Consider the following 20,338-nt stretch of genomic DNA (forward strand, 5'->3'; position numbering starts at 1 on the left):
GGGCAGGGAGCGAGGATCAGTCCTCCGGCAGCGCGGCGAAGGCCTTCTTCATGTCGAAGTACCAGCCGAGCGACTTCTTGGGCCGACGCCAGCGGCCCTTCATCGCGTCGCGCGCCTCCTGATGGGTGGCGTCGCCGGCCTTCTCGGCGTCCTTGAGGTGCCGGTCCTGCGCGACGATCACCTCGTCGGCGGTCTCGCCGCGGTGCGCCAGGTCGCAGGGGCCGCCGAGCTGACGGCAGGTCATGGTCTTCATGTCTCCTCCTCGGATGAGTGTCTCTGCTCTTCTGACGAGCCGGAGCCGCCGAGTGTGACCGCCCGCCGTCGGACGACCTCGGCGAGCAGGTCGGGGGCCGCTCGGAAGGTGATCGCCCGGACGACGCCGCCGGCCACCGCGACGTCGAACACGACCATCGGACGGCCCCGGTCGTACCAGGCGGCGACGGGCCGGTCGCCGATCGCGGCGGCCAGCGCGGCATGGGCCGATCCGTTGAAGAACTCGGCGACGGCGCGGCTCCCGTCGATCCGCTCCGGGGTGCCCATCGCGAGGGCGTCGGCGTCGGCGCGCACGCGGACGTCGGGGGCGAGCAGGCTGAGGAGCCGGTCGAACTCGCCGCCGCGCGCGGCCTCCATGAAGGCGTCGACCACCTCCGCGCCGACGAGTGCGGGGACGGGCTCTGCGCCGCGCACCTTCGCCCGCGCCCGGGAGGCGAGTTTGCGGGCGGCGGCCGGGCTGAGGTCGAGCGCCTCGGCGATGGTCGCGAACTCGAAGCCGAAGGAGTCGTGCATCACGAAGGCGACCCGCTCGGTCGGGGCGAGCCGGTCGAGCACGACGCCGAGCGCCTCCCCCACCGCGTCGCCGAGCAGCGCCTCGTCGGCGGGGCCCGGGGCGTCGCTGGCCCCGTCGCGCGGCTCGCCCGGCTCCGGCACCCGGGCTTTGAGCCGGTCGAGGCACAGCCGCGTGGTGACGGTGGTGAGCCAGGCGGGCAGGTTCTCGATCCGTCGGTCGGTCCCGTGCAGCCGCAGCCACGCCTGTTGCACGACGTCCTCGGCCTCGACCGGGTCGCCCAGCACCCGCGCCGCGAGCCGGGTCAACCGGGCCCGCTCCGCCTCGAACCGATCAGCCAGCTCCGTCATCGCTCGCTCCGACACAGCACGCCGATGGCGGCTCTCAGTCCCAGGAGCGCCAGGAGCGCCGCGACGAACGGCCATAGGGAGGCTTCGGTGTCCTGCCCGCTGGCGACCACCACCGGCAGCCACAGCAGGCAGCTCGCGAGATAGGTGAGCGGCCACCAGCGACCACGCGGACCGGAGCGCGCGGGCGCTCCGAGGAACACCCAGAAGAATCCGCAGACCAGCGTGCCGAGCCCGGTGAGGAGGAGCCCGCCCGGACTCCCGCCGTTCACCAGGATCACCCCTGCGAACACTCCGAACACCGCTGTGAACATCCCCCAGAACCATCGCCACCCGGTCGCGGAGGCGCCACGGAAGGCCGCCGACGGCGGAAGGAACACCATGCGCGGATCGTAGCCGTCACCGTCGTCGACCGTTTCTGTCCGACCCCACCCCTAGGGTCGTACATATGTTCGATCACCTGCTTCCCGAAGAAATACTCGACGCCATCGTGGCGCTCAAACGGGTGGCGCAGACTCGCCGCCCCCTTGACCCGCCGCTCGATCAAAAGTTAACTTGCTAACATGTGGGACGAGCCGCTCATTCTCGAATCAGCCCACCGCCACGACGTCGACGAAGCCGACATGCTCCACGCCCTCCGCTTCGCCGTCCGTACGATGGAGCAAGACGACGACATGACCATGATCATCGGACCCGCCCGAGACGCCACCCTCATCGAAGTGGGTGTCATCGAGTGGCACGACGGCATCGTGATCGCCCACGCGATGAGACCCGCCCGACCCAAGTACCTCTGAGGTGATCGACCATGCCCAAATCCCTTGACGAGATCATCGCCAACGCCGACCGCTACGCCGACGCCTTCGAGGCGTACGAGCCCACGGGGAACGAACGTGAGACTCCCTCGCCGGTCCTGGCTCTCCAACTGGCCGTGTTCCGTCGCGCCCAGGCCGAGAAGGAGATCGCCGAGGCCGTCGCAGCCGCGCGTGAGGCGGGCCTGCCGTGGTCGAAGATCGGCGGCGCCGTCGGCACCACAGGTGAGGCCGCCCGACAGCGATACGCGCATCCTGCCTGAACCTACAGAAACCGCCCGTCTTCTCATCGAACGCGCAGGCGGCCACCATGCCGAGAAGCATGATGGCCGCCGCGTGTCGCATGAAATCAGTCCAGGTAGTCGCGCAGCACCTGCGAGCGGGACGGGTGGCGCAGCTTGCTCATCGTCTTGGACTCGATCTGACGGATGCGCTCGCGGGTGACGCCGTAGACCTTCCCGATCTCGTCAAGCGTCTTCGGCTGGCCGTCGGTCAGGCCGAAACGCATCGACACGACGCCGGACTCGCGCTCGCTGAGCGTGTCGAGCACCGCGTGCAACTGCTCCTGCAGCAGCGTGAAGGAGACCGCGTCGGCCGGGACGATGGCCTCGGAGTCCTCGATCAGGTCGCCGAACTCGCTGTCGCCGTCCTCGCCGAGCGGCGTGTGCAGGCTGATCGGCTCACGGCCGTACTTCTGGACCTCGACGACCTTCTCGGGCGTCATGTCCAGCTCGGCGGCCAGCTCCTCCGGGGTGGGCTCGCGACCCAGGTCCTGCAGCATCTGACGCTGCACGCGGGCGAGCTTGTTGATGACCTCGACCATGTGCACCGGGATGCGGATGGTGCGGGCCTGATCGGCCATGGCGCGCGTGATGGCCTGGCGGATCCACCATGTCGCGTAGGTCGAGAACTTGAAGCCCTTGGTGTAGTCGAACTTCTCGACCGCGCGGATCAGGCCGAGGTTGCCCTCCTGGATCAGGTCGAGGAAGAGCATGCCGCGGCCGGTGTAGCGCTTGGCCAGCGAGACGACGAGGCGCAGGTTGGCCTCGAGCAGGTGGTTCTTGGCGCGACGTCCGTCGATGACGATCCAGTCGAGCTCCTCGCGCAGCTTCGGGCCGATGCGGCCGCCGCCGGCGAGCTTCTCCTCGGCGAACAGGCCCGCCTCGATGCGCTTGGCCAGCTCGACCTCCTCGCCGGCGGTCAGCAGCGAGACCTTGCCGATCTGCTTGAGGTAGTCCTTGACCGGGTCGGCGGTCGCGCCGGCGACCATGACCTGCTGGACCGGCTCGTCGGACTCGTCGGCCGCGCTCAGCGTGAACGCCGACTGCTCGTCCTCCTTGAGCGTCGGGTCGTTCTTGGCGTCCTTGACGAACTCCTCGTCGGAGATGTCCGGCAGCACCTTCTTGCCCTGCGCGTCGACCACGACCGTCTCGGGGAGGGTGACCTCCACCGTCTCCTCCGCCAGCGTCTCGTCGACCTTCGTGGCCGCGGCCTTCTTGGCGGGAGCCTTCTTCGCCGTGGTCTTCTTCGCGGCCGCCTTCTTGGCCGGAGCCTTCTTCGCGGCGGTCTTCTTCGCCGGGGCCTTCTTGGCCGGAGCCTTCTTCGCGGGGGCCTTGGTCGCCGTCGACGTGGAGGCGGGGGGGGTTTTCGTCACGGTGTCTTCCGGGGTCGAACGGGACGGACTCGAGGAGGCGTCGGCCGGGGTGTGCGGGGCGCTGTCGTCCTGACGTCCCTTCGGGAGGAGCCGTCCGACTCGCCGCACGGCAGAAGCTGCGGGATTCACGGCACAGTCACCTCTCAACGGGTTCAGGGCGCAACAAAGAGACCTCTGGTCAACCTCGGGTCCCAGTGTGCCATGGGCCCGCAAGAACAGCCCCGGCGACCGCCCGACGACGACGGGAACCCGGCCTCCGGCCCGCGACCGGCGTCTAACGACGAGGCGGGCCGTCCCACTCGTCCGGCGAGATGCCGTGGGAGATCAGCTCCATGAGCAGTCTCGTCACCCGGTCCTCGGGCCGCGCGCGCAGCGCCCGTTCCAGCGCGATCACCGCCTGGGCGCCGTCACCGGCGAGCCAGGCGGAGAAGCCGGCGAGGGTCAGCACGGGCGTCTCGAAGGGCGGCAGGACGCGCGTGGCGACGTCGGCCAGCATGGTCAGCCAGGCCCGCGCGGACTCCCGGGTGATCCGCGACCACAGCTCGTCGCGGACGGCTTCGGCCGACAGCCAGACCGACAGCAGCGCGGCCTCGTCGTCGTTGAGCTGCTCCCCCTCGCCGAGCCCGACGGCGAGCAGCGGGTCGAGCACCGACAGCGCGGCGTCGACGACCTCGTCCTCGGCGAGGCCGGGACGGGCGACGGCGCTGGTCTGCGCGAGGACGGCGGTCACGGCGCGGCCGGTCGCCGCGACCATGCGCGACCGGAGGGGCCCCTCGCACGGGGCGAAGCGGGCGGCGAGGGCGGCGCGGTCGCGCACGATCTCCTGTCCGGCGGCGACGGCGGCGACCACGGGCTCGGCGTGGCTGGAGGCGTCGTACGGGACGCCGACCGCCGGGTGGCCGGGCAGCGGCTCCCAGTACCGCTCGCCGTCGGCCCACGCGCAGGCCACCAGCTCGACCTCGCGGGGCAGCGCGGCGGCGGCGGCCAGGGCCATCGCCTCGCCGAACGTCCGGTCGGCGGTGAAGGCCAGCAGCACCGCGCCGTCGGCGCCCTGGCGGACGAGGTGGCGGGCGGCCAGCTCGGCGAGGTCGTCCAGGTGGTCGGGCTCGGGCAGGTCGGCGCGCAGCCGGAAGCCGAGCCGTCGCCGGGGTCCGTGCGTGGCGACGGCCACGAAGGACTCCTCGGGCCGGAAGCCGAAGAGGACCGGCGCGGCGGCCAGCAGGTCGCCGACGTCGTGCGCGGTGTAGACGGGAGGGTTCGGGGGTGCGGGGGAGATGCTCATAGCCCCCACGCTGCCCGCGCCTCTCCGACGAGGACAGCGGAATTTCGCAGCCTGTGGACAATGTGACGACACTGTCACACGCACCTGTGGATAACGCAGGATGATGTGTTGCGGTAGCGTTCACGACCCTTTTCCATCATCCTGCGTCTCCCGGGGCACGGAGGATGATGGGTCAAGGTAGCGGTGACGACCCCTATTCATCATCCTGCGTCCGAGGCGGGTGCGACGATGGGGCCATGCGGCCGGCGGCTTCGATCCTGCATCTGGATCTCGACGCCTTCTACGCCTCGGTCGAGCAGCGCGACAAACCCTCGCTGCGCGGCAAGCCGGTGGTGGTCGGCGGCGTCGGGCCGCGCGGGGTGGTCGCCACCGCCTCCTACGAGGCGCGCGTCTTCGGCGTCCGCTCGGCGATGAGCTCGGCCGAGGCGCGCGGACGCTGCCCGAACGCGGCCTTCCTCGGCGGACGCTTCGCCGTCTACAAAGAGGCCAGCGACATCGTCATGAACCGGTTGCGCGCGCTCTCGCCCGTGGTCCAGCCGTTGTCGATGGACGAGGCCTTCGTCGACCTCGCCGCGATGCCCGGCGGCTTCGACCCCGACGACCTCCCCCGGATCGTCGCCGACCTGCGCGCCGACGTCACCCGGCTCACCGACGGCCTCACCGCCTCGGTCGGCGTCGCCTCCAGCAAGCTCATGGCGAAGATCGCCAGCGAGATCAACAAGCCCGACGGGTTCTTCATCGTCCAGCCCGGCACGGAGCAGGAGGTGCTGGGGCCGATGAAGGTCCGCGCCATCCCCGGCGTCGGACCGGCCACGGCCGAACGGCTGGGGCGGCTCAGCGTCGTCACCGTCGAGGACCTGCGCGCCTTCTCGGTCGAGGAGCTGTCGGCGCACGTCGGCGCGTCGGCGGGGGCCTCGCTGTACCGGCTGGCCCGCGCCCAGGACGACCGCCCGGTCGAGGTGGATCGGGAGACGAAGTCGGTCAGCGTCGAGGACACCTTCGCGACCGACCTCGTGGACCGCGCCGAGCTGACCCGCATCGCCGAGGGCATGGCGCGGAGGGTGGCCAAGCGGCTGCGCGGCCACGGCCTGTCCGGGCGCACCGTCACCCTCAAACTGCGCTATCACGACTTCGAGACGCACACCCGCTCCAGCACGCTGCCCGGCCCCACCGACCGCCCCCGGCTCATCGCCGCGACCGCGCGACGGCTGCTCGACGCCGAGGACCTGGGCGGCGGCATCCGGCTGCTCGGCGTCGGCGTCAGCGGCCTGGCCGACTGGGTCCAGGACGACCTCTTCACCACCGACGACGAGGACGACGAGCCGCTGGAGGAGATGCCCAGCCGGGAGGAGCGGCGTCGCTCGCGCGGCTGGTATCCGGGCCAGGACGTGCGCCACGAGGCGCACGGAGACGGCTGGGTGTGGGGCCTGGGGCTCGGCCGGGTGACGGTCCGCTTCGAGACCCGCGCGACCCCCTCTGGCCCGATCCACACCTTCGCCGCCGACGATCCGGCGCTCTCCCATCGCGACGCCGTCGCCCCGTCCGAGCTGTGATGTCACATCCGTGGCGCGGGCGGTGTCCTATGGGTGTCAGCGAGAGGAGACCCATCCCATGACCACCGACCAGATCGTCGTGATCGGCGCCGGCTACGCCGGTGTCACCGCCGCCAACCGGCTCGCCCGACGCGGCGGCGACCGCGTCCGCGTGACCCTCGTCAACCCGCGCGAGGTCTTCGTCGAGCGCATCCGTCTGCACCAGCAGGCCGCGACCGGCCACGACCCGACCGTCCCGCTGTCGGGGCTGCTGCGGCCGGACGTGCGGCTGCGGGTCACGACCGCCGAACGGATCGGCGACGGCAGCGTCCGGCTCCCCGGCGGCGACGAGATCGCCTTCGACCACTGCGTGCTCGCGGTCGGCGCCGTGCCGCAGGCGCTGGACACGCCCGAGGGCTACGCCGTCGGCGACCTCGACAGCTCCCGCGCCCTGCGCGACCGGTTGCGCGCGCTCGACCCCGGCTCCACCGTCACGGTGGTCGGCGGCGGGCTCACCGGCGTCGAGACGGTCACCGAGATCGCCGAGGCCCACCCGCGTCTCCACGTCCGGCTCGCCGCCCGCCAGCTGGCCGAGGATCTGCCGGACCGAGCGCGCCGCCGGGTCGCGCGGACCCTCGACCGTCTCGGCGTCGAGGTCGTCGGCGAGACGCCGCAGGACTCCGACTGCCTCGTCTGGGCGACCGGCGACCGCGCGCCGAGCCTGGCCGCCGACAGCGGCCTGCCGGTCGACGACCTCGGACGTCTCTTGACCGACGAGACGCTGACCAGCCTCGCCAACCCCCGCGTCGTAGCGACCGGCGACGCCGCCGCTCCCCCGAGCCGTCTCGCCGGCAGGCTCCGGCCGAGCTGTCAGGCCGCCTTCCCGCTCGGCGTCGCGGCCGCCGACACGGTGCTGCGACGGATCGACGGACGCGACCCGCAGCCGACCCAGGCGCCCTTCGCGGCGCAGTGCGTCTCGCTCGGCCGCAGGGACGGCCTCCTCCAACCCGTCCGCCGCGACGACGCCCCGCGCGGTCCGGCGCTCACCGGCCGCGCGGGCGCGCTCGCCAAGGAGGCCGTCTGCCGCAGCACGCTGACCCGGCTGCGCCTCGGCGCGCGAGGGGGCGACCGTGGCTGAGAACCGAAGCGCCGCCGAGGAGTTCACCGACCATCGGCCGCTGCTGTTCACCATCGCCTACGAGATGCTCGGCACGGCCGCCGACGCCGAGGACGTGCTCCAAGAGGCGTGGCTGCGCTGGGCCGACGTCGACCTCCCCACGGTCGAGCACCCCCGCGCCTATCTGGTGCGCGTGGTCACCCGGGTCGCGCTGAACCACTTGCGGACCGTCCGGCGGCGACGCGAGGACTACGTCGGCAACTGGGTGCCCGAGCCGGTCCAGACCGTGCCCGACGTCGCCGACGACGTGCTGCTCGCCGAGTCGGTGTCGCTGGCGATGCTGCTGGTGCTGGAGTCCCTCGGTCCGGCCGAGCGCGCGGTGTTCGTGCTGCACGACGTGTTCGGCTACGGCTACGCCGAGATCGCCGGGATCGTCGAGAAGTCCGAGGCGGCGGTCCGGCAGATCGCCCACCGGGCGCGCTCGCACGTCGCGGCCCGACGCCAGCGCTTCGAGCCCGACGGCGACGAGGTCCGCGAGGTCGTCGGCGCCTTCCTCTGGGCGACCGTCAGCGGCGACGTCGCCGGGCTGATGGAGGTGCTGGCGCCCGACGTCGTGCAGATGTCCGACGGCGGCGGCCACCTGTCGGCGGCCCGTCGCCCGGTGGTCGGCCGCGAGGCGGTGGCCCGTTTCTCGGTCGGCATCGCCCGCACGAACACCATGGACCCCGACATCGAGGTGGTGACCTGCAACGGCCTGCCCACCGTCCTGCTGAGCAGCGACGGCCAGCTCGACACCGCGCTCGTCTTCGAGGTCGCCGACGGGCTGATCCAGCGCTACTACGCCATCCGCAACCCCGACAAGCTCGCCGGCCTCCGAGAACCCCGCCGCCTGTCCCGCGAGGAGGCCTGACATGGCCGCCATCACCGTCACCCGCACCATCGCGGCCCCGACCGAGGAGGTCTTCGACTGGCTCAGCGACGCCTCCCACTTCCCCGAGTCCTCGCGGATCGTGCTGCGCTCGCGGCTGGCCCGCGAGGGACGCGAGGCGCCGTACGGCACGGGCGCGGTCCGGGTGGTCACCTGGGTCGTCGGGCATTTCATCGAGCAGATCACCGGCTATCGGCGCCCCAGCCAGGACACGGCGGGACACTTCGACTACCTCGTCACGCGCTCCTTCCCGCCCGCGCGGCACGAGGGCGGCCGGGTGACCTGCGCGCCGGTCGCAGGCGGAACCCACGTCGAGTGGACGACGGCGGTGCGCGTGCCGCTCGTGCCCGACGTCGTGGTCCAGCGCCTCGCCCTGCCGATCTTCGCCCACGTGTTCCGGCGGGTGCTCCTCACCTGCGAACGCCGCCTGTGTCGCTAGACCACGGAGAAGACCACGTGGGGGCAGGCCAGGTACCGTCTGCGGGGTGATCCCCGAGCCGCCCGTCGCCCCGATCCGCCCGACCGTCCGCCAGCACCACGGCGACGCCTTCACCGACGACTACGAGTGGCTGCGCGCCACCGACGACCCCGAGGTGCTGGCCCATCTGGAGGCCGAGAACGCCCACACCGACGCGGTCACCGCCCATCTGGCCGACCTCCGCGAGACGATCTTCGGCGAGATCAAGGCGCGCACCCGCGAGACCGACCTGTCGGTCCCGGTGCGCCACGGCGGCTGGTGGTACTACAGCCGCACGGTCGAAGGCCAGTCCTACGCGATCCGCTGCCGGGTGCCCGCCGCCTCCGACGACTGGACGCCGCCGGTGATCGAGCCCGGCACGACGGTCGAGGGCGAGCAGGTGCTGATCGACGGCAACGCCGAGGCGGCGGGTCACGACTTCTTCTCGCTCGGCGCGCTCACCACCAGCGACGACGGCGGCCTGCTGGCCTGGTCGGTCGACGTGGTCGGCGACGAGCGGTACACGATCCGCTTCAAGGACCTGCGCACCGGCGAGGTGCTGCCCGACGAGATCCCCGGCGTCAGCGGCTCGGTCACCTGGGCCGCCGTGAACACGCACGTCTTCTACACGAAGGTCGACGACGCCTGGCGCCCCCATCAGGTGTGGCGGCACCGGCTCGGCACGCCGGTCGCCGACGACGTGCTCGTCCACACCGAGGACGACGACCGCTACTGGTTGGGCGTCGGCCGCACCCAGTCCGAGAAGTTCCTCGTGATCGGCGCGGGGTCGAAGATCACCGCCGAGTCGCGCGTTCTGGCCGCCGACGACCCCGAGGGCGAGTTCCAGACGGTCCTGCCGCGCGTCGAGGGCGTCGAGTACTCCCTGGAGCACGCCGTGCTCGGCGACGAGGACGTCTTCCTCGTGCTGCACAACGACGGCGCCGAGGACTTCGCGCTGTCACAGCTTCCGGTCGGCGCGGCCGCCGAGCGCCCCGCCGCCTTGGAGCCGGTGATCGAGCACCGTCCCGGCGTCCGGCTGGAGGGCCTCGACGTCTTCGCCCGTCATCTGCTGGTGTCCTACCGCCGCGACGCGCTCACCCGGGTGGCCGTCGCCCCGCTCGACGCCGACGGCGTGGGCGAGCTGAGCGAGATCGACTTCGGGGAGGAGCTGTTCACCGCGGGCGTCGGCGCGAACGCCGAGTGGGACCAGCCGCTGATCCGGCTCGGCATGGGCTCGCTCGTCACCCCGACGACCGTCTTCGACTACGACGTCGCCACCGGCGAGCTGATCGTCCGCAAACAGCAAGAGGTGCTGGGCGGCTACGACCCGGCCGACTACGAGCAGCACCGGGCGTGGGCCACCGCCGAGGACGGCACGCGGGTGCCGCTCTCGATCGTCTGCCGCAAGGACACCCCGCGCGACGGCTCGGCCCCGGCGCTGGTCTACGGCTACGGCTCCTATGAGATCAGCACCGACCCGTCGATGTCGGTGGCGCGCCTGTCGCTGCTCGACCGCGGCTTCGTCTTCGCCATCGCCCATGTGCGCGGCGGCGGCGAGCTGGGCCGCCGCTGGTACGAGGACGGCAAGCTGCTGAACAAGCGCAACACCTTCACCGACTTCGTCGCCTGCGCCCGCCATCTCGTCGCGGAGGGCTGGACCAGCCACGACCGGCTGGTCGCCGAGGGCGGCAGCGCGGGCGGCCTGCTCATGGGCGCGGCCTGCAACCTGGCCCCCGAGGCGTTCGCCGGGGTCGTCGCGGCGGTGCCGTTCGTCGACGCGCTGACCACGATCCTCGACCCGACGCTGCCGCTGACGGTCATCGAGTGGGACGAGTGGGGCGACCCGCTGCACGACCCCGACGTCTACGCCTATATGAAGTCCTACTCGCCGTACGAGAACGTGCGCGCTGAGGACTATCCGGCGATCCTCGCGGTCACCAGCCTCAACGACACCCGCGTCAGCGTCGTGGAGCCGGCCAAGTGGGTCGCCCGGCTGCGCGCCACGACCACCGGCGACGCCCCGATCCTGCTCAAGACCGAGATGAACGCCGGCCACGGCGGCGTCAGCGGCCGCTACGATGCCTGGAGAGAGCGAGCCTTCGAGCTCGCCTGGATCATCGACACCGCTGGAGCCGCTCATGTCTGAGCCACACTCGCGCACCCCGGACGAGGACATCACCGTCCGACGACCTGCCCGACGCCGCGAGCCGCCGCCACATCCGACATCGGTGTGGACCTCACCCCCCCCCCGCTCGTCTCGCATCCAGCTCGGCCGCCTCACACCACGTCGGATGACGACAAGCCTCCACGCCGACCCTGGCTGATCGGCGCGCTCGCCGCCTGTCTCTTCCTCCTGTGCCTCGTCAGCGGAATCGTCACCTTCGCGCTGCTCGACGACAACGGCCACCACGTCGCCGACGACGACACCTCGGGCAACGAGGAAGTGGACTCCGACGACGGCGAGGAAGAAGAGGAGAAGGAAGAAGAAGACGGGGCGACGAACGAGCTGGATCTCGATATGCCGTTCCAGAACCTCTCGTGCGCGCAGGAGCACATCGTGCTGCTGGCTTCGACCGACTCACCCTCCGCGTACGAGGCCGTCATCTCCGAGGCGGGCCAGGCCGAGCCGGACGCCAGCTATCTGTACACCGACGAGTCCTGCTCGGGCATCGTCCAAGAGACCGGCGGTCGGCCTCTGTACGCCGCGTACCTCGGCCCCTTCAACTCCCAGGCCGAAGCCTGCACGGCGATGAGGAACACGGAGGCCCTCACCAGCGAGGTCGCACTGCTCACCCGCGACCGCTCCCAAGCCCGACCCTTGTGCGTGTGCCGTGAGAGCGCGGAATCACTGCCCCGCATCGACCCGGGCGTCGGCGGCTCGTCCGCTCTCGGCCACGCGGTCCGCGAACTACAGGACGCCCTCCGCCGCGCCGGCCACACCGCGTCAGTGGTCGACGGGGTCTCCGACGCCGCGACCGTCTCGCTGATCAAGGCCTACCAGGCAGCCAACGACCTGCCGGTCGACGGCTGGGTGGGGCCGGTCACCTGGGGCGCGCTGCTCGACGACCCCCAGGTGTGCCCGTGACGCCGTAAGAAAGGACTGAGAGCGGAATCTCGGGCGCCGGTCCGCCGTTGGACTCGTGACAGCACCACTTCTGGAGGCGCACATGAGCACCATGACCGAGACCATCGAAGGCAAAGACAGCGTCGGCATGTACCTGGCCGAGATCGCTCGCACTCCGCTGCTCGACGCCGAGCGCGAGGTCGAGCTGAGCAAGACGATCGAGGCGGGGCTCTTCGCCCGTCATCTCCTGGAGATCGGGCGTGTCGGCCGGGCCAAGGGCGGCGCGCCGAAGCGGGCCACCCGCGAGGAGTTGGAGTGGATCGCCGCCGAGGGCGACCGCGCCATGCGCGAGTTCGTGCAGGCGAATCTGCGTCTGGTCGTGTCGATCGCCCGCAAGTACGGCCGCTCGGCCATGCCGATCCTCGACCTCGTGCAGGAGGGCAACACCGGCCTGATCCGCGCGGTCGAGAAGTTCGACCACACCAAGGGCTTCAAGTTCTCCACCTACGCCACCTGGTGGGTCCGCCAGGCCATCACCCGGGGCATCGCGCAGCAGGCGCGCGTCGTGCGGCTGCCGGTGCACGTGGTCGAGGAGTTGAACCAGGTCACCGCGACCCGCCGCAACCTCGAGCGCGAGCTGGGCTACGACCCCGACCCCGCCGAGATCGCGATGGTGCTCGACATCAGCCCCGAGCGCGTCGTCGACCTCTTGTCGTGGGGTCGCGACCACATCAGCCTCGACACCCCCGTCGACGACGACGGCGACACCTCGCTCGGCGACCTCATCGCCCGCGAGCAGGCGCCCGGCCCCGACGAGAACGTCATCTCGCAGCAGACCCGGGAGTTGCTCGGCTCGCTGATCGGCCATCTCGCCGACCGTGAGGCCGACATCGTGCGGTCGCGCTTCGGCCTGGTCGACGGACGCCAGCAGAAGCTCGCCGACATCGGCAAGCGGCACGGCATCAGCGCCGAGCGGGTCCGCCAGCTCGAGCGGGAGGCCATCGCGAGGCTGCGCGCCATCGCCGACCCGGAGCTGGCCGTGGCCTGACTCACTGAGCCGCCGCCCGGACCAGCAGCTCCGACCACAGGACCGCTACTTCGTCGGCCAGATCCTCGCGCGAGCCGCTGTTGTCGATCACCAGATCGGCGACGGCGGCTCGTTCGTCGTCGGAGGCCTGGGCGGCGATGCGGGCGCGGGCGTCGGCCTCGGCCATGCCCCGGTCGCGCGTCATGCGCTCGATCCGCGACGCCTCCGGCGCGGCCACCACGACGACGGCGTCGCAGTCGGCGTGCGCGCCCATCTCGACGAGCAGCGGGTTGTCGTGGACGACCACGGCGCCCTCGCCCGCCTCCGCCTCGACCTCGGCGGCGCGTTGCCGGATCGCCGGATGCGTGACGGCCTCCAGGTCGCGGCGGGAGGCCTCGTCGGCGAAGACGATCGCGCCGAGCGCGGGTCGGTCGAGCCGGCCTTCGGCGTCGATCACAGCGTCGCCGAAACGCCCGGCGATGGCGGCCAAAGCGGGCGTGCCCGGCTCGACGACCTCGCGGGCGATCAGGTCGTAGTCGACGACGACCGCGCCGTGGTCGCGCAGTAGCGCGCTCACCGAGCTCTTGCCCGAGGCGATGCCTCCGGTCAGTCCGACCCGCATGCCGGGCTCCTATCCGGTGGCGCTGTCGCCGTAGGTGGTGACGTCGACGTGGTCGAAGTGGTTGGCGGTGGCGCTGCCGCGGTCGGACATGCCGCGCCAGGAGCCGCCCGGCTCCCAGATCTGCTGCTCCCAGATCAGCTGCTCCACGCCGAGTCGGTTCGCGTTCTCCATGAGGAAGGCGACCACCTCGTCGCCGAGCTCGCCGGTGACCATGATGTCGAGCGCGTGGCCCGTGTTGTGCTCCATGCGGTCGGCCATGCCGCCGTAGCTGGTGATCTGCGGGAACTTGGCGCAGACCGCGCGGTACACCTTGACCGTGTCGGGCTGCAAGCCCTGCTCGACGCCGGAGCCGTGCTCGCAAGGGCCGGTGCCGAGCGGCGGCAGGGCCGACAAGGCGGAGGACAGCACCCACCGGGGGAGGTCGTTGTGCAGCACTTGAGTCCACTCGCCCTCGACCACGCCGGTGACGATGACCTGCGTGTCGGCCGCGACCTGCGCGAGCACCGGGGCGTCGGCGGACGCGTCGGAGCGGACGTCGGTGGTGGTGGCGACCCAGACGACGCCGGAGACCTGCTGGGCGACCTCGGCCTGGGTGGCCAGCTCGGGGCGCTCGCCCGCACGGCTCACCTCGCTCGCGGCGACCGACACACGCTCGGTGCGCGGCGCCGTCTCCGGATCGTCGGCCTGGGCGACGACGGCGGCCGAGGCCACGGCGAGCGCGCCGACGCCGACCGTCGGCAAGACGACGCGTCGCAGCTGCTGCCGCCAGAATCCGACGCCCTCCAGACGACGACGGATCGTCGTCCGCGTATCTGCCCGTCGCTGACCGGGGGAACCCACGAGTCGCTACCGCCTTCGCCTTGCCGACACAAACTCCTCCATACTGACACGCGAGCGTGTCACATGTGGCGTTGCACAACGCCGAATGACACATTTCACCCACGACATCACCCAGGGAGCGGCGTGGAACTTCACACGGCCACCACCAGTCTCACGCGACAGCAGCGCATGGCGGGCGGGCTGCGCTCAGCCGGCCTCGCGGACGGCGATCGGGTCGCGCTGCTGTGCTCGGGGAACGCGTCGCTGGTCGATCTCGTGCTCGCCGCGACCCGCAGCGGCGTCATCCCCGTCCCCCTCGACCCCCGCCTGACCCCGCGCGAGCGCTCCGTCGTGCTCGACCAAGTGGAGCCCGCCCTCGTCGTCGACGACCCGGCGGTGCTCGACGAGTTGGCGGACGGCCCGGAGCGCGAGCTCGACCCCTTCCCGCGCTGTCGTCCGATGCACTTCACCTCCGGCACGACAGGCCGGTCGAAGGGGGTGTGGTCGGGCTGGCTGTCGCCCGAGCACGCCGAGGCGCTGGTCGTCGAGGAGCGGGAGCTGTGGGGGTTTCGCGCCGACGACGTGAATCTGGCGGTGTCGCCGCTGTACCACTCCGCGCCGCTGCGCTTCGCGATGGGAACGCTGCTGGCCGGCGGCTCGGTGGCGGTGGTCCCGTTCGCGCCGGAACCGGTCGCGCGGGCGATGGCCGAGCTGGCGCCGACGACGATGTTCTGCGTGCCCGCGCACCTCCAACGGCTCTTCGCGTGGAGCGACGAGACCGGCGAGCCGCTAACTACCGGCTCGTTCCGGCTGGTCGCGCACGCCGGGGCCGCGTGTCCGACGCCGACCCGCCGTCGCACGCATCGCGAGTTCGGCGAGGACGTCGTGTGGGAGTTCTACGGCTCGACCGAGGGCCAGTTCACCGCGTGTCCGGCGCCGGAGTGGATCGCGAGCCCCGGCACGCTGGGTCGGGCCCGCCCGGGCCGGACGGTGTGGACCGACGACGAGGACCAGATCTGGTGCGCCGTGCCGCCGTGGGCGAGCTTCGAGTATTGGCGCGACCCGGACAAGACAGCGAAGGCGTGGCGCGACTCGCCGCACGGCCCGTCGTTCACTGTCGGCGACCTCGGGCGGGTCGACGCCGATGGTCGGGTCTTCCTCGACGCCCGCCGCACCGATCTGATCATCACCGGCGGGGTGAACGTCTATCCCGCCGAGGTCGAGGACGTGCTGTCGGCGGTGCCCGGCGTGGTCGAGGTCGCGGTCTTCGCCCAGCCCGACGACCAGTGGGGCCAGCGCGTCTGCGCGGCCGTCGTCGGGACGACCGACGAGGACACGCTGCGCGCCGTGGCCGCCGAGCACCTGACCCCGCCGAAGCGCCCGAAGGAGTACCGCTTCATCACGGCCCTCCCCCGGACGGCGACGGGCAAGGTCAAGCGCGGGGAGCTCACCGGCCCCTCAGCTCTGCAATAACGTCTGCAGCTGAGGATGCTGCGGGTAGACGGCGAGACACCAGAGGCCGAAGATCGCGGTGGCCGCTGGCGTGACGAGGGCGACCTTTCCCCCATCTCGCGTCTCTATCTCCAATGAGTCCCAGGCCGTGAGCTGCGCGCTGAGCAGCCAATCCCACGCCACATCGCTGGTCCCCTTTCCGGGCTCCAGCAGATAGAAGCCGTACTCCGTGACGACGAGTTCGCCGGCGCCGGTCTCATGCCACTGCGGTATGGCGGCTTTCTTCGCTTGGGCGCCCGCGAGCAGGCTGTAGGCGATGCTGCCCGCCATCGCGGCGCCGCTTCTGCTGGCGATGGCGTTCCCGGCGACGATCCCCGCGTCGGCGACGGTGCCGTCGCCGATTCCGAAGAAATCGAACATGCGAAAGGGAGCGCGCAGAATGCGCGTCTCGTCCGCTCCGAACACCGGCCGCAAGTTCAACTGCACCTGCGGGCCGGTGTAGCGTCCGTTCGTCCGGAACTCCGAGATCAGCCACTTCGCGTAGTCGATGAACTGCTGCTGCTGGCTCGCCTCGACCTGGGCGCCCCCGGTGGGGACCATGTCGCTCATGATGTCCCCTACGCGAGCGGAACGCCGTGGGCGTCCTTGTCGATGCTTCCGGCGAAGATCATGATCGCTTCCACCAGCGCCCAGATCGCGGTGACGACCCACCCCATCCCGCAGGTCAACAGGAAGATCAGTAACTGCGTGATGGCCCTGCCCTTGAACCCCAGGTAGAAGTTGTGGATGCCGAGGCCGCCGAGGAACAGCGCCAGAAGTCCGGCCGTCGTCTTCGACTTCGGCGGGCCGGCCGCGACACCGCCCGCCGCGTACAGGTTGCCGCCGGACAGTCCTCCGCCGGACAGACCGCCCCCGCTGGCGAATGGGTCATTGAAATGTGACATGCCTACTCCTTTTCTTTCTCCGTCGCGCGGGAATGCGTGGCCTGTTCTTTGAACGTGGTCACGCGCTTTTCTGGCGAGGAGCCAGTGTTTTTCGCACGTCGAAAAAGCTATACCCCCCCGCCGCCGCAACCCTCTTTTTCGAGGACACCTCAGCCCTTGACGAGGTGGGGAAAGGGTGCTATTGACCGGCCTCGACGCTGAGCGTGGTCGAGCCGTGTGACGGACTCTCAAAAGAAACGAAGGACTGTTACGATTCTTTCGAAAAGGAGTGCGTCATGACCGTCCAGCCGCTCGACCAACAGACCTATACACCATCCCCGCAGGAGACGGTGGCCGACGTCCTGAGCTTCATCAAGGCCCACGAAGACGCTCGTGGCGTCGCACCTGAGCCACGCTACTTCCTGGCCGGCCCCAGCGAGGGCGACCAGGTGGAGCTTCCCGCGACGGTCCACCGGGTACTCCTCCAGGTGCTCGAGGCGATGAACGCCGGCAAGTCCGTCACCGTCGCACCGCAGAACCAGTTGCTCACGACCCAGCAGGCCGCCGACTTGCTGGGCGTCAGCCGCCCGACCGTCGTCAAACTGATCGACGCAGGCGAACTGCCGGCCGAGACCCCCGGCGCCAAGCGGCGCATGATCAAACTCGACGACGTCGTCGCCTACAAAGAACGCCGCCGAGAGGCGCAGCTACGAGCGATCTTCGAGACCTCCGACGACTACGACCTGGACGAGGACCCGGCGACGACATCGGAGGACCTCCAACGCATCCGCGCAGAGGTGGCGGCGCGCCGACGGGCACGCCGCGAACACGCCACGTCCTGACGAGCACGGCATGTTCGCAGCTGTCCTCGACACGAACGTCTTGTGGCCGAGCCTGCAACGCGACTACCTGTTGACCATGGCCGCGCTCGGGCTCTACCGGCCGCTGTGGAGCGAGGCGATCCTCGAAGAACTCCACGAGCACGAGACCCTCAAACTGATCAAACGCGGGGCCTCCCCCGAACGAGCCGCAGCGCGAGCCGAGCACCTGATCGGCCAGATGCGCCGACACTTCGACGACGCCCTCGTCACCGGTTGGGAACCCTTGGAAGGCTCCTTCGGCTTGAAGGACGTCGATGACGAACATGTCGTGGCCGCTGCCGTCGTCGGCGGCGCGGGCGTAATCGTGACCGACAACCTCCCCGACTTCCCCGCTGAGAAGATGCCGGCACACATCGACGTCCACGACGCCAAGACCTTCGCCGCGAACACCGCGACAGTCGACCCACAACTCGCCGTCCGGGCCCTCACCGAGACCGCCACCCGCCACCACTCGCCAGAGACACCCAGCGACATCCTCGACGCCCTCGTGAACATCTACCAGATGACCGATCTCGACGGGTTGCTGCGACCCCTCCTCACCACCGGGTAACCGTGTTCTCACTCAACAGATCACACCCAGTCAGCCTCAGCCGGCCTCGACGCAGGAGAACTGTGTGCGGCAGGCCAGGGGCGTGATGCCGCGGGCGGCGGAGAAGTGGTGGCGCAGGAGACGGTGGCCGACGTCCTGAGCTTCATCAAGGCTCACGAAGACACTCGTGGCCTCACACCTGAGCCACGCTACTTCCTGGCCGGCCCCGGCGAGGGCGACCAGGTGGAGCTTCCCGCCACGGTCTACCGACGACTACGACCTGGACGAGGACCCGGCGACGACGTTGGAGGACCTCCAACGCATCCGCGCAGAGGTGGCGGCGCGCCGACGGGCACGCCGCAGAGCGACAGGCAAGATCAAGCGCGGCAAGCTCGCAGCGTGACGCACAGAGAGACGTCTGCGAGAATCAATGAACGCGAGAGGAGACACGATCATGGTGTTCCAGGGAGAGATCTTGTCCGTCGCCGCGCTACTCGACGCCGCCCGCTCCACCCCCGCCGCAACACCGCCGGCTCCGGTCGGTCCGCGCCACACCGTGTCACAGAACGCGGCAGCCTGCCGGGCCTTGCTCGCCGACGGCGAGACCTTGGACGCGTGCTGGCGGTTCGGCGTCCTCCAGACCCTCGACGACTACACCTCCGTCCTGCGCCGCGGCGGCCCCGACCTCGCCGCCACCATGTTCGATGACGAACCTCCTCGGACTGGCTCGACACAGCTCGACGCCGCCCTCGCCGCCCTCGCCGAGTATCTCGCCGATCGCGACGGTTGGCCGACACCCGCGTGGGCACGAGATCCCTCACGAAGAACGACGACCTGGTACCCGGCCGTCCCGGCGATCTTCCGCGCCGAGGCCGCACGGGAGAGCCCCGAGGCGTTCCGCCGCCGCGGAATCCTCATCACCTCCCGCTCCCTGGCGAGAGCATGACGGCGGACGGGCCGCTCGACGCAGAGCGCGTACGAGCGCTGTTCCACGAGTTGTCCAACCGCCTCGCCGAGACGGGAACCTCGGCGCAGCTGTTCGTCGTCGGCGGAGCCGCGATGTGGACCCTCTCTTCGTCCCGTCACCGGAATACCTCCTGGCGATGAAACTCCACGTCTCCCGTGACGATCGCGACCTCGACGACGCGGCGATCCTGTTGCGATAGCCCAGGGGCAGGATGCCGCGGGCGCGGCGAGTTGTCTTGAGCGAGCGTGTCAGGGTCGTGGCTACAGGTATTTCCCTTTCATCACCTCGGGGAGTTCGCTCGGTGGAAACCAAGGAATGTCGTCGAACGTCAGGTGCGCGTCGTCCGGGAGCGTCTTGGCGCGCACCTGTCGCCAGATGTCCGAGGCCTCATAGGGGCCGTACACCTGTCCCTGACTCGCGACGTAATACGTCAGGCCCGACCTCAACGAACGAGTCCAAGACGGAACCTTTCCCCCGGACTTCTCCCATACGGGCAGTTTTCGGGCGTAGAGACCCGTCCATACCGCCAGGCCGATGCTCAACGGGATCACCACGAAAAGCGCCGTGTACGGGAGGAATCCTCTGAACCAGCCCAGCACCTCTTCAGAAACCAAGAGGTCATAGGCATAGCGCCCTACATCGATGCCCTGGCGCGCCCCGTCGATCCAGACGCCGATGGTGAGAGCTGGAAGGTAGATCACCATATCGATGAGACCCACCGCGAGCACAGCGTAAGGAACTTTCTTCAATTGGAAGAATTGCCCCCGCCACGCCGCCAACGCGCCGTACGCCATCAAAGCGATCTGCACAGCCCCGAGTCCCACACCCGCTATGTTCGTGACGACGAGTTCTCCATCGAGACGGGTCAGAAAGACCACCGTGTCGATCACGTAGAGCAGCAGTAGCACGCCGCATACCGCACCGCACGTGATCCGCATGATCAGAATGACCTGCTGGCGCGTCAGTTTCGGCGCGGCCGAGCCGGAAGCGGCCCCGGCCGTTGGAGCCCCGGGAAGCTGCGCGGCGGCCGGTTCAGCGGCCTGTGTGTGCTCGGTCCACTGCGCCCCGTCCCACCACCGTTGCCCACCCTGGCCGTCGGGATACCAGCCGGCGACCGGCTGCGTGGAGTCCGTCATGAACGCGC

General features: G+C 70.4%; 23 protein-coding genes. 13 read left to right on the plus strand and 10 right to left on the minus strand.

What is annotated here, in order from left to right:
• Positions 1–16: 16 nt before the first annotated feature.
• The 3 genes from QM621_RS07175 to QM621_RS07185 are packed head-to-tail and all read right to left on the minus strand — an operon-like array spanning position 17 to position 1,514.
• Positions 17–253 carry a hypothetical protein gene (locus QM621_RS07175; protein WP_414989688.1) on the minus strand — a complete coding sequence of 79 codons (237 nt, stop codon included), beginning with the start codon at positions 251–253 and terminating at the stop codon, positions 17–19.
• Positions 250–1,134 carry a sigma-70 family RNA polymerase sigma factor gene (locus QM621_RS07180; protein WP_414989689.1) on the minus strand — a complete coding sequence of 295 codons (885 nt, stop codon included), beginning with the start codon at positions 1,132–1,134 and terminating at the stop codon, positions 250–252. Before QM621_RS07180 ends, QM621_RS07175 begins: the two co-directional genes overlap by 4 nt.
• Positions 1,131–1,514: a hypothetical protein gene (locus tag QM621_RS07185; protein WP_414989690.1), complete on the minus strand. Its 384-nt coding sequence runs from the start codon at positions 1,512–1,514 to the stop codon at positions 1,131–1,133. The genes QM621_RS07180 and QM621_RS07185 overlap by 4 nt, the downstream gene beginning before the upstream one ends.
• Positions 1,515–1,694: 180 nt before the next feature.
• Between QM621_RS07185 and QM621_RS07190 the strand changes: the two genes are divergently transcribed.
• The gene (locus QM621_RS07190; protein WP_414989691.1) at positions 1,695–1,925 is read left to right on the plus strand and encodes a hypothetical protein; all 231 of its coding nucleotides are present in this window, start codon (positions 1,695–1,697) and stop codon (positions 1,923–1,925) included.
• Positions 1,926–1,936: 11 nt separating this feature from the next.
• Positions 1,937–2,203: a hypothetical protein gene (locus tag QM621_RS07195; protein WP_414989692.1), complete on the plus strand. Its 267-nt coding sequence runs from the start codon at positions 1,937–1,939 to the stop codon at positions 2,201–2,203.
• Positions 2,204–2,289: 86 nt separating this feature from the next.
• Here the strand turns inward: QM621_RS07195 and QM621_RS07200 are convergent, their stop codons facing one another.
• Entirely contained in the window at positions 2,290–3,702 is a 1,413-nt protein-coding gene (locus QM621_RS07200; RefSeq protein WP_414989693.1) for an RNA polymerase sigma factor, read from the minus strand.
• 166 nt (positions 3,703–3,868) lie between these two features.
• On the minus strand, positions 3,869–4,876 hold the full coding sequence (locus QM621_RS07205; RefSeq protein ID WP_414989694.1) for a DUF4192 domain-containing protein: 1,008 nt from the start codon (positions 4,874–4,876) through the stop codon (positions 3,869–3,871).
• 236 nt (positions 4,877–5,112) lie between these two features.
• Between QM621_RS07205 and QM621_RS07210 the strand changes: the two genes are divergently transcribed.
• From QM621_RS07210 to QM621_RS07240, 7 genes are all read left to right on the plus strand, one after another.
• Positions 5,113–6,429 carry a DNA polymerase IV gene (locus QM621_RS07210; RefSeq protein WP_414989695.1) on the plus strand — a complete coding sequence of 439 codons (1,317 nt, stop codon included), beginning with the start codon at positions 5,113–5,115 and terminating at the stop codon, positions 6,427–6,429.
• Positions 6,430–6,487: 58 nt separating this feature from the next.
• Entirely contained in the window at positions 6,488–7,546 is a 1,059-nt protein-coding gene (locus QM621_RS07215; protein WP_414989696.1) for an NAD(P)/FAD-dependent oxidoreductase, read from the plus strand.
• Positions 7,539–8,435, plus strand: a complete 897-nt coding sequence (locus tag QM621_RS07220) for an RNA polymerase sigma-70 factor (protein WP_414989697.1) — start codon at positions 7,539–7,541, stop codon at positions 8,433–8,435. The genes QM621_RS07215 and QM621_RS07220 overlap by 8 nt, the downstream gene beginning before the upstream one ends.
• A gap of 1 nt (position 8,436) precedes the next feature.
• A complete protein-coding gene (locus tag QM621_RS07225) occupies positions 8,437–8,892 on the plus strand; it encodes an SRPBCC family protein (RefSeq protein WP_414989698.1) in 456 nt (151 codons plus the stop codon).
• Positions 8,893–8,938: 46 nt separating this feature from the next.
• On the plus strand, positions 8,939–11,056 hold the full coding sequence (locus tag QM621_RS07230; RefSeq protein WP_414989699.1) for a S9 family peptidase: 2,118 nt from the start codon (positions 8,939–8,941) through the stop codon (positions 11,054–11,056).
• An 84-nt stretch (positions 11,057–11,140) separates the two neighbouring features.
• Positions 11,141–11,995: a peptidoglycan-binding domain-containing protein gene (locus QM621_RS07235; protein ID WP_414989700.1), complete on the plus strand. Its 855-nt coding sequence runs from the start codon at positions 11,141–11,143 to the stop codon at positions 11,993–11,995.
• A gap of 82 nt (positions 11,996–12,077) precedes the next feature.
• Positions 12,078–13,022 carry an RNA polymerase sigma factor RpoD/SigA gene (locus tag QM621_RS07240; RefSeq protein ID WP_414989701.1) on the plus strand — a complete coding sequence of 315 codons (945 nt, stop codon included), beginning with the start codon at positions 12,078–12,080 and terminating at the stop codon, positions 13,020–13,022.
• 1 nt (position 13,023) lies between these two features.
• Here the strand turns inward: QM621_RS07240 and coaE are convergent, their stop codons facing one another.
• Together coaE and QM621_RS07250 are read right to left on the minus strand one after the other, a co-directional pair.
• Positions 13,024–13,623: a dephospho-CoA kinase gene (coaE, locus tag QM621_RS07245; protein ID WP_414989702.1), complete on the minus strand. Its 600-nt coding sequence runs from the start codon at positions 13,621–13,623 to the stop codon at positions 13,024–13,026.
• A 9-nt stretch (positions 13,624–13,632) separates the two neighbouring features.
• Positions 13,633–14,463, minus strand: coding sequence for an SH3 domain-containing protein (locus QM621_RS07250; RefSeq protein WP_414989703.1), 831 nt, complete (start codon positions 14,461–14,463; stop codon positions 13,633–13,635).
• A gap of 123 nt (positions 14,464–14,586) precedes the next feature.
• On the opposite strand from QM621_RS07250, the gene QM621_RS07255 reads away from it, so the two are divergent.
• Positions 14,587–15,915 carry a class I adenylate-forming enzyme family protein gene (locus tag QM621_RS07255; RefSeq protein WP_414989704.1) on the plus strand — a complete coding sequence of 443 codons (1,329 nt, stop codon included), beginning with the start codon at positions 14,587–14,589 and terminating at the stop codon, positions 15,913–15,915.
• Here QM621_RS07255 and QM621_RS07260 read toward each other — a convergent pair.
• Together QM621_RS07260 and QM621_RS07265 are read right to left on the minus strand one after the other, a co-directional pair.
• Positions 15,901–16,503 carry a hypothetical protein gene (locus QM621_RS07260; RefSeq protein ID WP_414989705.1) on the minus strand — a complete coding sequence of 201 codons (603 nt, stop codon included), beginning with the start codon at positions 16,501–16,503 and terminating at the stop codon, positions 15,901–15,903. The genes QM621_RS07255 and QM621_RS07260 overlap by 15 nt on opposite strands.
• Positions 16,504–16,511: 8 nt before the next feature.
• A complete protein-coding gene (locus tag QM621_RS07265) occupies positions 16,512–16,838 on the minus strand; it encodes an NINE protein (protein WP_414989706.1) in 327 nt (108 codons plus the stop codon).
• A gap of 275 nt (positions 16,839–17,113) precedes the next feature.
• On the opposite strand from QM621_RS07265, the gene QM621_RS07270 reads away from it, so the two are divergent.
• The 3 genes from QM621_RS07270 to QM621_RS07280 all read left to right on the plus strand — a co-directional run bounded on the left by QM621_RS07270 (position 17,114) and on the right by QM621_RS07280 (position 19,173).
• The gene (locus QM621_RS07270) at positions 17,114–17,659 is read left to right on the plus strand and encodes a helix-turn-helix domain-containing protein (RefSeq protein ID WP_414989707.1); all 546 of its coding nucleotides are present in this window, start codon (positions 17,114–17,116) and stop codon (positions 17,657–17,659) included.
• 10 nt (positions 17,660–17,669) lie between these two features.
• Complete coding sequence (locus QM621_RS07275; RefSeq protein ID WP_414989708.1) at positions 17,670–18,248, plus strand: PIN domain-containing protein; 579 nt, start codon at positions 17,670–17,672, stop codon at positions 18,246–18,248.
• Positions 18,249–18,681: 433 nt separating this feature from the next.
• Positions 18,682–19,173, plus strand: coding sequence for a hypothetical protein (locus QM621_RS07280; RefSeq protein ID WP_414989709.1), 492 nt, complete (start codon positions 18,682–18,684; stop codon positions 19,171–19,173).
• 281 nt (positions 19,174–19,454) lie between these two features.
• On the opposite strand, the gene QM621_RS07285 is transcribed toward QM621_RS07280, so the two are convergent.
• Positions 19,455–20,330: a DUF2510 domain-containing protein gene (locus QM621_RS07285; RefSeq protein WP_414989710.1), complete on the minus strand. Its 876-nt coding sequence runs from the start codon at positions 20,328–20,330 to the stop codon at positions 19,455–19,457.
• Between the last annotated feature and the right edge of the window lie 8 nt (positions 20,331–20,338).

This window comes from Aeromicrobium sp. (assembly GCF_047606445.1).
Lineage (GTDB): Bacteria > Actinomycetota > Actinomycetes > Propionibacteriales > Nocardioidaceae > Aeromicrobium.

Bases quoted from the DNA above. Each gene is read 5' to 3' on its own strand.
- coaE (WP_414989702.1), bottom strand. From the start codon at position 13,623: ATGCGGGTCGGACTGACCGGAGGCATCGCCTCGGGCAAGAGCTCGGTG.
- QM621_RS07215 (WP_414989696.1), top strand. From the start codon at position 6,488: ATGACCACCGACCAGATCGTCGTGATCGGCGCCGGCTACGCCGGTGTC.
- QM621_RS07185 (WP_414989690.1), bottom strand. From the start codon at position 1,514: ATGGTGTTCCTTCCGCCGTCGGCGGCCTTCCGTGGCGCCTCCGCGACC.
- QM621_RS07285 (WP_414989710.1), bottom strand. From the start codon at position 20,330: ATGACGGACTCCACGCAGCCGGTCGCCGGCTGGTATCCCGACGGCCAG.
- QM621_RS07175 (WP_414989688.1), bottom strand. From the start codon at position 253: ATGAAGACCATGACCTGCCGTCAGCTCGGCGGCCCCTGCGACCTGGCG.
- QM621_RS07270 (WP_414989707.1), top strand. From the start codon at position 17,114: ATGACCGTCCAGCCGCTCGACCAACAGACCTATACACCATCCCCGCAG.
- QM621_RS07205 (WP_414989694.1), bottom strand. From the start codon at position 4,876: ATGAGCATCTCCCCCGCACCCCCGAACCCTCCCGTCTACACCGCGCAC.
- QM621_RS07275 (WP_414989708.1), top strand. From the start codon at position 17,670: ATGTTCGCAGCTGTCCTCGACACGAACGTCTTGTGGCCGAGCCTGCAA.
- QM621_RS07195 (WP_414989692.1), top strand. From the start codon at position 1,937: ATGCCCAAATCCCTTGACGAGATCATCGCCAACGCCGACCGCTACGCC.
- QM621_RS07210 (WP_414989695.1), top strand. From the start codon at position 5,113: ATGCGGCCGGCGGCTTCGATCCTGCATCTGGATCTCGACGCCTTCTAC.
- QM621_RS07240 (WP_414989701.1), top strand. From the start codon at position 12,078: ATGAGCACCATGACCGAGACCATCGAAGGCAAAGACAGCGTCGGCATG.
- QM621_RS07265 (WP_414989706.1), bottom strand. From the start codon at position 16,838: ATGTCACATTTCAATGACCCATTCGCCAGCGGGGGCGGTCTGTCCGGC.
- QM621_RS07180 (WP_414989689.1), bottom strand. From the start codon at position 1,134: ATGACGGAGCTGGCTGATCGGTTCGAGGCGGAGCGGGCCCGGTTGACC.
- QM621_RS07190 (WP_414989691.1), top strand. From the start codon at position 1,695: ATGTGGGACGAGCCGCTCATTCTCGAATCAGCCCACCGCCACGACGTC.
- QM621_RS07280 (WP_414989709.1), top strand. From the start codon at position 18,682: ATGGTGTTCCAGGGAGAGATCTTGTCCGTCGCCGCGCTACTCGACGCC.
- QM621_RS07260 (WP_414989705.1), bottom strand. From the start codon at position 16,503: ATGAGCGACATGGTCCCCACCGGGGGCGCCCAGGTCGAGGCGAGCCAG.
- QM621_RS07225 (WP_414989698.1), top strand. From the start codon at position 8,437: ATGGCCGCCATCACCGTCACCCGCACCATCGCGGCCCCGACCGAGGAG.